The sequence below is a fragment of the Streptosporangium becharense genome (genome assembly GCF_014204985.1).
Taxonomy (GTDB): Bacteria; Actinomycetota; Actinomycetes; order Streptosporangiales; family Streptosporangiaceae; genus Streptosporangium; species Streptosporangium becharense.
Genome location: NZ_JACHMP010000001.1, coordinates 7,440,904 through 7,454,034, shown reverse-complemented (window position 1 = coordinate 7,454,034; position 13,131 = coordinate 7,440,904). Strand labels below are relative to the sequence as shown.

Below are 13,131 nucleotides of genomic sequence, written 5' to 3'. Positions count from 1 at the left end.
AAGCGCCTGATCCCCTTGAAGGGGCTTATCCCGGCTTGGTGGTCCGGGTCACCGGCGTCCCGCGATCACCGGGGCTCGCCGTGGACGGAGTGATCGCCTCGGACGACGGTGATCGCCGGTCCCCTCCACAGCTCCTGGGCCGGCCCTTGGCGGACGGGCCCGCCCGGGGCCCGTTTCGGCGCGGTCGGCGGCGCGTACGGCCTCCCTCCGGGCCGTGACCTGCCCCGGGGGGCGGTTCGCCGGGGCTGCGGATGCCTTCCGGGAACGGTCATGAGAAAGTGCTTTCGCTCGATCACAACGGACTCGTGACCGTGCCCGGGAAGCCCGGGCGGGACGGAGGCGGCGGTGTCTGAGGACGACGGACCGCGCGGAGCGCTCGCGGCACCGGCGGGCGGCGGCGCGGCGGGGACCAGGGCGACGCGCCGGCCGAGGGCGGGTCGCTCATGACGTCGTTGCTGGCCATCAGCGACCTGCATGTCGGCTACCAGGAGAACCGGCGCATCGTCGAGGACATGCGTCCTGTCTCGGCCTCCGACTGGCTGCTGGTCGCCGGGGACGTCTCGGAGAAGGTCTCCGACGTCGAGTGGGTGCTCGGCACCCTCCGCGAGCGGTTCGCGGCGGTGGTGTGGGCCCCCGGGAACCACGAGCTGTGGACGCACCCGAGCGACCCGGTCCAGTTGCGCGGCGAGGAAAGGTACCGGCACCTGGTCGAGACCTGCCGGAACATCGGGGTGACGACCCCGGAGGACCCGTACCCGACGTGGGAGGGGCCGGGCGGCCCCGTGACCGTGGCGCCGCTGTTCGTGCTGTACGACTACACCTTCCGGGTGCCCGGCATGGCCACGAAGGAGGAGGCGCTCGCCCTGGCGTACGAGAAGGGGGTGGTCTGCACCGACGAGATGCTGCTCCACCCCGATCCCTACCCCTCCCGGGACGCCTGGTGCGCCGCGAGGGTCGCCGAGACGGAGCGGCGCCTGGTGGAGCGGCCGGCCGGGGTGCCCACCGTGCTCGTCAACCACTATCCGCTGGTCCGCGACCCCACGCTGATCCTGCGGCACCCCGAGTTCGCGATCTGGTGCGGCACCGAGCGGACCGCCGACTGGCATCTGCGCTTCGACGCGCACACGGTCGTCTACGGCCACCTGCACATCCCGCGGACCACCTGGCACGACGGCGTCCGCTTCGAGGAGGTCTCTCTGGGCTACCCGCGCGAGTGGCGTCCACGCCCCACCGCGCCCGGCCGGCTGCGTGAGATCCTGCCCGGGCCGGTGCCCGTCGCATGATCGAGAAGATCCTGCCATCGTGGGTGGTGAGCGCGGAGGCGTTCGACGACCCGCCGGGGGTGACGCTGTTCCCCGAGGAGGAGGCGGTCATCGCCCGCGCGGTGGACAAGCGGCGGCGCGAGTTCACCACCGCCCGGCACTGCGCTCGCCAGGCGCTGCGCCGCATCGGGCTGGCCCCCGTGCCGATCGTTCCCGGTGCGCGCGGCGCGCCGGGGTGGCCCGACGGCGTGGTGGGGGCGATCACCCACTGCGCGGGGTACCGGGCGGCGGCGGTCTCCCGGGAGGCGCTGAGCGTGGGCATCGACGCCGAGCCGCACGACGCGCTCCCCGACGGTGTCCTCGGCACGGTCGCGCTGGCGGAGGAACAGGACGCGATGGAGCGTCTCGGCCCCGGCATCCACTGGGACCGGCTGCTGTTCAGCGCCAAGGAGAGCGTCTACAAGGCGTGGTTCCCGTTGACCGGGCGCTGGCTCGGCTTCGAGGAGGCCCACCTCGACCTGTCGCCGTCCGGCACGTTCACCGCCCGGTTCCTCGTCCCCGGCCCCGTGGTGGACGGCCGGGAGCTGACCGGTTTCACCGGCCGCTGGCTGGTGGCGGAAGGGCTGGTGGTGACCGCCATCGCCCTTCCCGGCATCGCGGCGGACCCGTCGCCCGGTGCGGGATGACGGCGTGGCGGGAGGCCGCGGTTGGCCGGGGTCCGCAGCGGGTCTAGCGGCCCCGGTCGCGCCAGGCCCCGGCCAGGCCGGTGACGGCCTGGTCGAGCAGCGCGGGCGGGAGGGCGAAGCTGAGGCGCAGCCGGTCGCGGTGACGGCCGTCGGCGGAGAACAGCGAGCCGGGGGCGACGCCGTACCGGCGGGCCAGGGCTCCGACCTCGGCGAGGTCGCTGAGCGCCCCGGCGAGCCTGCGGCTGGGCGACTCCCCGCCCTCGCGCAACCGCAGCCGGTCACGGACCAGGACGGCGAACCTGTCCAGTTCCTCACTTCCCATCGAGCCACTGTGCCCTTCCTTTGGGCCCTGACAACCATCCCGGGCGCTGTCAATTATTGAAGGAATGGCATAGTTTCACTAGCTTGATCACGATATTTGAGGGGGACTCGATGGGATGGCCCGGACGACGGTGCGGTGTGCTCCGCGCCCGGTTCCACGTGGCCGGTCGGCCGGTCCCCCGCGGATCCGCCGGGGGAACCGTGCAGGCCGGCTCCACCGGCCGGGCACGGGACCGGCGGAGAAGATCCGCGTACAAGTATCGCTTCTCGCATACATGGCAATCCCTGCCGCAGTGAGCTCGTCCGCTGCGCCGACTCCTAGGTGATATGAGAGTGGAGTTCCTGGTTCTGGGGCCGGTGGAGGCCCGCCACAACGGAGTCGCCGTCGACCTCATCGGTCCACGCCAGCGCGCCGTGCTGGCCCGATTACTGATCGCCCGCGGAGCGGTCGTCCCGGTGGACACCCTGATCGACGATCTCTACGGCGGCGCTCCCCCACCGCGGGCGTTGGCCACGCTCCACTCGTACGTGTCGAATCTGCGCCGGGTCATCGAGCCCGGCCGCGCCTCCCGGACCCCTCCGCGGACGCTCATCACCCGGGCTCCGGGATACCTGCTGACCGCCCCGAACGTGGACGCGAACCGGTTCACCGACCTGGTCACCGCCTCGGAGTCGCTTCCGCCCGGCGAGGTGCTCGCCTGTCTGGAGGAGGCGCTGGGGCTGTGGCGGGGCCTGCCCTACGGCGAGTTCGCCGACGAGCCGTGGGCGACCGTCGAGATCAGCCGCCTGTGCGAACTGCGCCTGACCGCCGTCGAGCGACGTGCTCAGGCCCTGCTCGCCTTCGGCCGCCCGCAGATCGTGGTGGCCGAGCTGAGGAGCGAGGTGGTCGCGCACCCGCTGCGGGAAAGCCTGTGGTGCCTGCTGGCCCTGGCCCTGTACCGCACCGGGCGGCAGGCCGACGCCCTGGCCGTGCTGCGCCGTGCCAGTGACACGCTCGTCTCCCAGCTCGGCCTGGATCCCGGCCCGGAGCTGCGTGCGCTGGAGCGCGACATCCTGTCGCAGGCCGAGTCGCTCGAGGCCGCGGTTCCCGCCGGCGCCCCGGTGTCGCCGCCGGGGCCGTCGTCCCCGCGCCGGCGGGTCATGATCGGCCGGGAGCGGGAGCTCGCGGAGCTGAAGGCACTGCCGATCCGCGGAGGCGCGAACGGCGTGGCCGTCGCCGCGGTGAGCGGTGAACCGGGCATCGGCAAGACCCGGTTGCTGGAGGCGTTCCGGGACGACTGTGCCGACCTGGGTTACCTGGTGCTGTGGGGCCGCTGCCACGACGCCGAGGGGGTTCCGCCGCTGTGGCCGTGGTTGCAGGTGCTGCGCGCGCTGGCCGAGATCTCTCCGCCGCCGGATCCGCAGGCGCTGTGCGGGGTGCTGAACGACGAGCGGTTCGACTGTCCCACCGAGGCCGCGCTGATCCAGCGGAACCTGAGCATCGCGCAGTGGCTCACCGCGACCGCGCGGACCCGGCCCCTGGTGGTCGTCCTGGACGACCTGCACTGGGCCGATCTCGCCTCGTTGGAGCTGCTCAGAAACCTCGTCGCGCTGATCGGGGGGACGAACGAGCCCGCTCCGCTGACCCTGGTCATCGCGTTCCGCGAGACGGCTTTCTCCGGCGCGGCGCACGACGGCCCGGTTCCCGGCGCCGCCTTCGGCCTCACGGTGGACGACGTGGTGCGCCAGCTCACCGGCTACGACCTGCTTCGCATCCGCCTGACCGGCTTGGAGGCCGCGGAGGTGCGGGCGGTCGCGGCGGAACTGGGTGCCGAGGTGGACGACTCCACCGCCGCGCGGCTGACCGAGCGGACCGGCGGCAATCCCTTCCTCGTACGGGAGAGCGTCCGGCTGCTGAGCCAGGGGCAGAGCCTTGAGACGGTTCCCGACGCGGCGGCCGATCTGATCCGCCGGCGGCTGGCGGCGCTGGGGTCGCGGGCCGTCGAGGTGCTCGCGACCGCCGCGGTGATCGGCAGGGACTTCGACCCCGGTGTGGTCACCGAGGTGTGCCGGACGTCCGGGACGGAACCGGAGGAGGTCTACCGCGTCCTGGACCGGGCCGCCCAGACCGGGCTGGTCACTGTCAGTGGGGAATGCATGGTGTTCGCCCACGACCTGCTCAAGGAGACCCTGCTCCGCGATCTTCCGCCGCTGCGCAGGGCCCTGCTCCACCGGCGGGTCATGACCGCCCTGTCCTCCCAGCCGGGCACCGACGTGACCGTTCTCGCCCACCACGCGGTGGAGGCCGGTCCCGCGGCGTACCGGGAGGCGGTGCGCTGGGCCCGCGCGGCGGCCCGGCAGGCGGGCCTGCGGCTGGCCTACGAGGAGGCCGCCGCGTGGTGGGGCCGGGCCGTCGCCGCGCACGGTGCCTGCGCCGGCGACCCGGCCGAGCATGTGGAACTGCTGTTGCAGCAGATCCGCGCCATGCTGGCGGCCGGGGACGCGCTCGGTGCCCGCCGGGTCCGCGCGGAGGCCGTGCGCGTCGTCGACCGGGTCGAGGGATGCCCGGAACTGACCGCCCGTGCTCTCACCGCACTCGACTCCCCGTCGGTCTGGGTGTTGCGCGATCCGTACGAAACGGTGGAGCTGGGGCTGGTGGAGCAGTTCGAGGCCGCGCTGGGAGCGCTCCCCGCGACCGACAGCCCCGAGCGGGCACTGCTCCTGGGCGGCCTGGCCCAGGAGCTGTACAACGGGAGCGACGACCCGAGCTGCCGTTCCCTGTCCGCCGAGGCCGTCGCGATGGCCCGCCGGCTGGGGGATCCGCGTCTGCTGATGCGGGTGCTCAACGCCCGCGGCCTGGCCCTGCCCCAGCCGCTGCACATCCTCGAGCTGCTGGAGATCGCCGACGAGATGCACGACCTCGCGGTGCGCACCCGGGCCCCGGGTTTCGAGCTGCTCGCCCAGATGCTGTTCACCCACCACCGGCTGGAGGTGTTCGACGTGGCCGGCGCCGACCGGGCCGCCGCGCGCTGCGACGTCATGCTGGAGCGGCTGCAGCTGCCCTGGCCGCGTTTCCAGCACACCATGTGGCGGGCCAACCGGCTCGTCCTGAGCGGCCGGTTCGACGACGCCGAGACGCTGTACGAGGAGGCCGGACGGCAGGCCGAGCGGATCGGCATGTGGTACGCGGGCGGGGTCGTCGTGACCGGGCGCCTCATGATGAGCTACCAGCGGGACACGATGGCCGACGCCGGGCCGCTGATCGACCTGATCGCCGGTATCCACCCCACGATGGACCACGACGCCCGCATCCTGGAACTGCACGCCCAGGGCCGCAAGGACGAGGCCCGGGCCCTGGCGGAGAAGGGCTGGCCGGACCCGCCGGCGGACTGGTCGTGGCTGACCATGACCTGCCTGCAGGGGGCGGCGCAGGCCGCCGTCGGCGACGTGCCGGCCTGCCGGGCGACCTACGAGAAGCTGCTGCCCTACGCCGGGCGGATCTCCGGGGGCTCCGCGGTGGCCTGCGTGGGCCCCGTCGACTGGTTCCTGTCCCTGCTCGCCTGCGTCGTGGGCGACAGCGGTGCCGCCTCCTGGCACATGAACTCGTTGAGACGGCTGGCGAACCATCAGGGGATCGGGGGCACCGGAAAGATGTTCACGCCGCCGGAGTACATCTGCGACGACGACGGCCTGAGAGCCTCGTAGGGCCGTCACGGCCCTCCCGGCGGGCGTCCGGCCCGCCGGGATCTCCCGCGTCGGCTCCTCGGACACCCGTCCACCGTGACCCTGCGCCACCGTCCGATTGACCGTGGGTAAAAAGCAAAGGTCAGAGAGGTGGAAGGGTTGACGTGCCATTTAATGGTTCTAATACTAGGCCAATGGACCAATTAGGGGCGCGAACGGTCACCGAAGACGTGGCCGAGCGCCTGCGCCGATTGATACATCGAGGCGAGATATCGCCGGGAGACCGCCTGCCGTCGGAGCGGGAACTGGCCGAGACGCTCGGCGTGGCACGGGTCAGCCTGCGGGAGGCGATCAAGCTCCTCCAGGGGCACGGCTACGTCGAGGTGCGGCGGGGAGCGCGCGGCGGGACCTTCGTCACCAGCCTCGACGGCCCGTACCGTCAGTGGATGGGCCAGATGCGGCAGGAGAGCTCGGAGTTCGAGGACATCCTCGACTACCGCATCGCCATAGAGACCCGGGCCGCGGCGCTGGCCGCCGTCAGGCGCGGCGAGTCCGACCTCGCCGACCAGCGGCTGGCGATCGAACGGATGAACCGGGCCACGGAGCGGTCGGAGTTCCGGCTGGCCGACTCGCAGTTCCACGGCGCGGTCGCCCGCGCCTCGGGCAGCAGGCGACTGGAGGCCGCCGTCCACTACACCCGCGGGGAGCTCTTCGCCCATCCCGACCAGCTGGTCTACGTCGAGCAGATCGAGACCTGCTGCCGGGCCCACCGAATGATCTACGAGGCCATCGCCGACCGCGATCCGCAGGCCGCGGCGGCCGCGATGGAGGCCCACATCGAGCACACGCGCCTGGAGATCAGGGACCTGCTCTTCGGGGAGCAGCCGTGAGCGCGCCACTGATCGGCATCACCGGCCGGCGCCTGATCGGCGTACCCGACATACCGCCCGCACTGCACGGCATCGTCGCCTACACCTACTTCGCCGACTACTCCGCCTCGGTGGCCGCCGCCGGGGGCGTCCCCGTCCTGCTGCCCTTCGAGACCCACCCGGAGCTGGTCGCCGACCGGCTCGACGGGGTGGTGCTGGCCGGCGGCGAGGACGTCGACCCGCGCAGGTACGGCGGCACGCCGAGCCCGTTCCAGACCCTGATCGACCCCCTGCGGGACGAGTACGAGATCACGCTCGTGCGGGCCGCGCTGGAGCGGCGTCTGCCGCTGCTCGGCATCTGCCGGGGATCCCAGCTCCTCAACGTCGCCCTCGGCGGCACGCTCGTCCCCCACCTGCCGCCCGACAGCGGTGAGGGGCACTCCTACCTCGGTTACCCCCGCGGCCACCGGTCGCATCCGGTGCGCGTCACCGAGGGCAGCCGCGCGGCGGGCGTCCTCGGCACCGACCTCGCGGTCAACAGCTACCACCACCAGGCGGTGGACCGCGTCGGCTCCGGGCTGCGCGCGGTCGCGTACGCCCCCGACGGCGTCATCGAGGCGGTCGAGATGGACGGGTTCCCCGTCCTCGGCGTCCAGTGGCACCCAGAGATGTTCGCCGAGCCGGACCCGTTGTTCGGCTGGCTCGTCGACGAGGCGAAGAACTACCAGGGAGAGACCATATGACAGATCGACACAGCGGGCGTACCGCCCTCGTCACCGGCGCCGGATCCGGGATCGGACGCGGTATCGCGCGGCGTCTGGCCGCCGAGGGCGCCCAGGTGGCGTGCGTGGACCTCAAGCACGACCTCGCCGACGAGACGGTGTCGCTGATCACCGCCGAGGGCGGCCGGGCACTCGCGCTCAGCGCCGACGTCCGCGACCGCGCCGAGATCTCCGCCGCCCTGGAGGCGACCGTGGAGACCTTCGGCGGCCTCGACTACCTGGTGAACAACGCCGGCCTGGTGACCATGTCGTCGCTGGAGGAGCTCACCGACGAGGAGTGGGACCTGGTCCTGGACGTCAACCTCAAGGGCGTCTACATCGTCACCCAGCTGGCCCTGCCCTACCTGAAGGACTCCCCGGGCGCGGCCGTCGTCAACCTCTCGACGGTCGAGGCCGAGGTCGTGGTCTCCTCGCAGGGCTTCTGCCAGGTTCACTACAACGCCTCCAAGGGAGGGGTGAAGATGCTCACCAAGGCCCTGGCCGTCGAACTGTCGCGGTACGACATCCGGGTCAACTGCGTGGCGCCGGGGCCGGTGGCCACCAACTTCATCCCGGGCGCCGACCTCGACGCCCCGGAGGTCATGGAGTTCCTGGGCCAGCGGCTGCTCGTCAAGCGCCTCGCCCAGCCGGAGGACATCGCCGCCGCGGCCTCGTTCCTGTTGTCCGGCGACGCCTCCTTCATCACCGGCGTGCAGCTGCCCGTCGACGGCGGATGGCTGACCCGGTGAGCGGGCACCTGACCGCCTTCGAGCCGCTGGACCCGGCGGACCTGGAGAGGGCGGGCTTCGACACGGTCATCGTCTCGGGCGTGGACATGCAGGGACGGCTGTTCGGCAAGCGGATGTCGCCGCGGAGGTTCCGGGCGCTGCTGACCGAGGGTCTGCACATCTGCACGTGCGTGTACTCGTGGGACATCGACCAGGGTCTGGGCCTGGAGGTCGAGTTCGCCGGCGCGCACACCGGCTGGCAGGACTTCCGGCTGGTGCCGGACCTGACCACACTCCGCCCGGCCGCGTGGCTCGACTCCACGGCCATCTGCCTGGCCGACAGCGTCGACGAGCACACCGGCGAACCGCTGGCCGTGGCGCCGCGGACGATCCTGCGCCGCCAGGTCGACTCCCTCGGCGACGCGGGTCACGAGCCGTACGCGGCGACCGAGCTGGAGTTCTACCTCTACCTCGGCACCCCCGCCGAGCTGCGCAAACGCCGCTACCAGGACCTCGACCCCACCACGCTGACGCACGCCGACTACAACATCGGCGAGGGCAACCAGATGGAGCCGTTCTTCCGCAAGGTGCGCCACGCGCTGGAGGCGAGCGGCGTCCCGGTCGAGGTCTCCCAGGTCGAGTACGGGCTCGGCCAGTGGGAGATCAACCTGGAGTACACCTCGGCGCTCGCGTCGGCCGACCGGCACGTCCTGTTCAAGCAGGCCGTCAAGGACCTCGCCGCGGCGAACGGCATGACGGCCACCTTCATGCCCAGGCCCGTCACCGACGACCTCGGCTCCTCCTGCCACATCCACGCCTCGCTGCGCGACCGCGACGGGGGGACCCCGTTCTTCGACCCCGCCGGTGAGCGCGGCATGAGCGCCGTGCTCGGCAACGCGGTCGCGGGAGTGCTCCAGCACACGGCCGACCTCATGCTGTGGTACGCACCGACGATCAACTCGGCGCGGCGGATCGGCAGCCAGGACTTCGCGGGCAATGGTCTGACCTGGGGTTTCGACAACCGGACGACCACCTGCCGGGTGCTCACCGGCGAGCCGTCCGCCACCCGGCTGGAGTTCCGCCTGCCCGGGGCCGACGTCAACCCGTACCTGGCCCTGGCCGGGATGCTCGGCTCCATGCGCGCCGGCATCGCCGACGGCGCCGACCCCGGCAAGCCGTCCACGGGCGACGCGTACGGGGAGGTCCACGAGGAGTTCCCGAGCACCCTGTCCGAGGCCGCCGAGCGGTTCCTGCGCAGCGACTTCGCCGCCGCCGCCTTCGGCGCCGACGTCGTACGGCACTACCATGCCGTCGCCCGGTACGAGTGGCGGCAGTTCATGCAGTCGGTGACCGACTGGGAGCGCATCCGCTACTTCGAAGGCATCTGACGCCGCCCGGCCCGACCCCGGCCCCGGTTCCCATCCCGAACCGGCCCCGATCCCGGCGCCCCGGACATCATCCCGGACCGGCCCCGATCCCGGCCCCGGACACCGGCCCGGACCCACACCCCGGCTCCGGCCCCGCCGCTCGCCCGGTCCCGGCCCGCCCCGGCCACAGCCCCGGCCCCGGTACCGTTTCGCACCGCTTCTCACCGAAGGCGTCCCACGCCACCCGCCGGACTCCGGCTCCGGCCCCGGACGACCGGCCGGCGATCACTCGACGACCGGCCGACCGTACTCGTCCGGCCGCCGGTTCCCCGGCCGCCGACCATCGAACTCATCCGGCCGCCGGACGGGCGCGCGACCGTCCCCGCGGCACCCGGCCGACGCGATGTGCCGGCCACCCCACCCTGCGACTCACATCCGCTCTCAATCGTCGCAAAGGCGGTCAATCATGTCCGACGACATGACGTCCCACGCTCCACCTCCGCAGAGTTCCTCTCCCGCGCTGCGCAGCGGCGCCCTGGGCCAGCAGGAGGTGGTCTTCCAGGCCATCAGCCATCTCGGCCCGGCGGTCGGCATCATCATCATCGGCCCGGTGCTCGCCGGGTTCGTCGGCGCCAGCACCCCGCTCATCGTGCTCCTCGCCATGGTGGCGGTGCTGCTCACCGGCCTGTGCGTGGCGTCGCTGGCACGCAAGCTCCCCTCCTCCGGCGGCTACTACACCTACGTCAGCCACGGGCTGGGGGAACGGGCCGGCTTCGTCACGGCCTGGGCCTACTTCCTGTACGATCCGCTGCTGCCGACGCTGGTGCTCCTGGTCACCTCGGGCATCCTGACGCCGGTCATCGAGGCCAACCTCGGGGTCCACATCCCCTGGTGGCTGATCGCGCTGGTCCTGCTCGCGGTCGTCTTCACCGCCACCTACCGCGGCGTCAAGATATCGGCCCGGCTCACCCTGGTGCTGGGCGTGGTCGAAAGCGTGATCATGGTGGTGTTCGCCGTCGCCGTGCTGATCCGCTCCGGCGGGCGGTCGCTGAGCCTCGCCCCGCTGGAGTTCCCGGACACCTCCGCGGGGCTGCAACCGGTGTTCCTCGCGTTCGTCTTCGCCGTGCTGCTGTTCACCGGGTTCGAGTCCGCCGCGCCGCTGGCGGAGGAGACCGCCGACCCGCGCCGGGCGATCCCGCGCACGGTGCTGTGGTCCACGATCGTCGTCGGCCTGATCTGGGCGCTCGTGGCCTACGCGATGGTCGTCGGCTGGGGGGTCGAGAAGATCGGCGGCATCGCGAGCGCCGACAACCCCTTCTTCACCCTGGCGGACGGCGTGGCCGGGTGGGCCTGGCTGCTGCTGGCCTTCGCCCTGCTGAACTCGGCGCTCGGCGCCGCCCTGGCGGGTCAGAACGCGGGCGCCCGGGTCATGTACGCGCTGGGCAGGAGCGGAATCCTGCCGCGTGCCCTGGCCAGGATCCACCCGGCCCACCGGACGCCGTCCACCGCGCTCGTCCTCACCACGCTGCTCAACGTGGCCGTCTGCCTCGGACTGGGCACCTGGCTCGGCCCCATCGGGGGCTTCACCTTCATCGGGCTGTTCATCACCCTCGGGGTCATCGTGGTCTACTCCCTGGGCAACATCGCGGTCATCGGCCTGTACTGGAGGCGGCACCGGGCGGAGTTCAACCCGCTGCGGCACGGGGTGGTCCCGGTGGCCGCCACCGCGATCCTCCTGGCGGGCCTGTACTACAGCGTGTGGCCGCTGCCGGAGTGGCCGCTGAACCTGGCGCTCGGCATCGTCGCGTCCTGGCTGGTGATCGGTGTGATCGTCTCGGCGCTGCTGTGGCGCACCCGGCGGGCCGAGCTGATGGACGCCGCCCGGCTGACCTTCGAGGACGCCGAGGACACCGGCGACGAGGAGCCCGCCCGGTCTCCGGCCGCGGCCCGCGTCACCGGCCCCGTCGCCGGCGGGGAGGTGACCGGATGAACGAGGTACCCGTCCTGCCCGAGCAGCGCGACCTGGTCGCCGGGGAGCGGTCGCCGGCCTCGGTGGACACCGGAGGCCGGCTCACCGACCCCAACACCGGGCGCCCGCTGGCCCCCGCCATGGAGTCCACGCCGGAGCGGGTCGAGCGCGCGCTCGCCACGGCGGACGCGCTGCACCGCGGGCGCCACTGGGCCACCGCCCCGGTCGCCGACCGGGTGGCGCTCCTGCACGCGATCGCCGACGGGCTCGCCGCCCGGTCCGGGGAGATCGCCCGTGCCGACGCCGTCGACAGCGGCGTGCCGATCTCGGTCACCGGGCTGTTCGGCGGCGGCCTCCCCGACGTGGTGCGCGGGGCGGCGGAACAGCTGACCGCGGCCCGCCTCCGCGAGGAACTCCCCGGAGCGGTGCGGCCGGTGCGGCTACTCCACCTCCCCTGGGGGCCCGCGGCCGTCATCGTCCCGTTCAACGCCCCGTCGTTCATCGCGGTCAAGAAGACGGCGTACGCCCTGGCCGCCGGCGCCCCGGTGATCTGCAAGCCGTCCCCGGTCGCGCCGTCGAGCGTCAACCTGATCACTGACGCCGTCGCCGAGGCCCTGGCCGCCGTGGGCGCCCCCGCCGGGCTGTTCCAGCTGCTGCACGGCGGCGCCGGGCCCGGTACGGCGCTGGCCGCCGACCCGCGTGTGCGTGCGCTGTGCTTCACCGGCGGGCGGAGCACCGGCGCTTCGATCGTCCGCGCCTGCGCGGGGGATCTCAAGGCGCTCCAACTGGAGCTGGGGTCGAACAACCCGGTGGTCGTCCGCGCCGACGCCGACCTCGACACCACCGCCGACGCGCTGGTCGCGGGGTTCACCAAGCTCAACGGCCAGTGGTGCGAGAGCCCGGGCAGCGTCTTCGTCCCGGCGTCCCTGCACGACGCCCTGCTCGACGCGATCCTCGACCGGCTCGCGCTCCTGCGCGCCGGGCACAGCCTCGACCCGGAGACCGGGTTCGGCCCGCAGGCCGACGAGGGGCACCTCGCCCAGTTGCGCGGGCGGCTCGACCGGCTCGCCACCGCCGGAGGCGAGATCCTCAGCAGTACGCCGATGCCGGACCTGCCCGGCTGGTTCCTCGCCCCGTCCGTGGTGCGCGGCGCCGATCCCGCCGACGCGACGGAGGAGATCTTCGGGCCGGTGCTGACGCTGCACCCGGTGCGGGACGACGAGCAGGCCGTCGAGCTGGCCAACAGCCGTTCCACCGGGTTGGCGGGCTACGTCTTCGGCGCCGACGAGGAGGCGGCGATGGACGTGGGCGAGCGACTGGAGTGCGGCGAGATAAAGATCAACGGCTCCAGCCTGCTGGACCTCACCGAGACCTCGACGCAGGGGTTCTGGGGTGCGTCCGGCGTCGGCGCGCACGGCAACGCCGAACTGCTCCGGTTCTTCTGCGGCGCCCGCATCGTGGGCGTCGACGACCCCGGGTTGCCCCTCTGACGACGACGGGGCGAC

10 protein-coding genes are annotated in these 13,131 nt (G+C 72.7%); 9 read left to right on the top strand and 1 reads right to left on the bottom strand.

Annotated elements, in window-relative coordinates; all coding sequences use genetic code 11:
* Window positions 1-443: 443 nt before the first annotated feature.
* Both F4562_RS32205 and F4562_RS32200 read left to right on the top strand, forming a co-directional pair.
* On the top strand, window positions 444-1,283 hold the full coding sequence (locus F4562_RS32205) for a metallophosphoesterase family protein (RefSeq protein ID WP_184547008.1): 840 nt from the start codon (window positions 444-446) through the stop codon (window positions 1,281-1,283).
* Window positions 1,280-1,948: a 4'-phosphopantetheinyl transferase family protein gene (locus F4562_RS32200; protein ID WP_184547007.1), complete on the top strand. Its 669-nt coding sequence runs from the start codon at window positions 1,280-1,282 to the stop codon at window positions 1,946-1,948. The genes F4562_RS32205 and F4562_RS32200 overlap by 4 nt, the downstream gene beginning before the upstream one ends.
* Window positions 1,949-1,991: 43 nt before the next feature.
* On the opposite strand, the gene F4562_RS32195 is transcribed toward F4562_RS32200, so the two are convergent.
* The gene (locus tag F4562_RS32195) at window positions 1,992-2,270 is read right to left on the bottom strand and encodes a hypothetical protein (RefSeq protein WP_184547113.1); all 279 of its coding nucleotides are present in this window, start codon (window positions 2,268-2,270) and stop codon (window positions 1,992-1,994) included.
* Window positions 2,271-2,602: 332 nt separating this feature from the next.
* Here F4562_RS32195 and F4562_RS32190 point away from each other — a divergent pair, with 332 nt between their 5' ends.
* The 7 genes from F4562_RS32190 (at window position 2,603) to F4562_RS32160 (ending at window position 13,116) form a co-directional block, all read left to right on the top strand.
* On the top strand, window positions 2,603-5,953 hold the full coding sequence (locus F4562_RS32190) for an ATP-binding protein (protein WP_184547005.1): 3,351 nt from the start codon (window positions 2,603-2,605) through the stop codon (window positions 5,951-5,953).
* A 173-nt stretch (window positions 5,954-6,126) separates the two neighbouring features.
* Window positions 6,127-6,822, top strand: a complete 696-nt coding sequence (locus tag F4562_RS32185) for a FadR/GntR family transcriptional regulator (protein ID WP_184547003.1) — start codon at window positions 6,127-6,129, stop codon at window positions 6,820-6,822.
* Window positions 6,819-7,544 carry a gamma-glutamyl-gamma-aminobutyrate hydrolase family protein gene (locus tag F4562_RS32180; RefSeq protein ID WP_184547001.1) on the top strand — a complete coding sequence of 242 codons (726 nt, stop codon included), beginning with the start codon at window positions 6,819-6,821 and terminating at the stop codon, window positions 7,542-7,544. Before F4562_RS32185 ends, F4562_RS32180 begins: the two co-directional genes overlap by 4 nt.
* On the top strand, window positions 7,541-8,311 hold the full coding sequence (locus tag F4562_RS32175; protein WP_184546999.1) for an SDR family NAD(P)-dependent oxidoreductase: 771 nt from the start codon (window positions 7,541-7,543) through the stop codon (window positions 8,309-8,311). The genes F4562_RS32180 and F4562_RS32175 overlap by 4 nt, the downstream gene beginning before the upstream one ends.
* A complete protein-coding gene (locus tag F4562_RS32170) occupies window positions 8,296-9,678 on the top strand; it encodes a glutamine synthetase family protein (RefSeq protein WP_184546997.1) in 1,383 nt (460 codons plus the stop codon). The genes F4562_RS32175 and F4562_RS32170 overlap by 16 nt, the downstream gene beginning before the upstream one ends.
* A 445-nt stretch (window positions 9,679-10,123) precedes the next feature.
* Window positions 10,124-11,647, top strand: coding sequence for an APC family permease (locus tag F4562_RS32165; RefSeq protein WP_184546995.1), 1,524 nt, complete (start codon window positions 10,124-10,126; stop codon window positions 11,645-11,647).
* Window positions 11,644-13,116, top strand: a complete 1,473-nt coding sequence (locus F4562_RS32160; RefSeq protein ID WP_184546994.1) for an aldehyde dehydrogenase family protein — start codon at window positions 11,644-11,646, stop codon at window positions 13,114-13,116. The genes F4562_RS32165 and F4562_RS32160 overlap by 4 nt, the downstream gene beginning before the upstream one ends.
* Window positions 13,117-13,131: the final 15 nt, after the last annotated feature.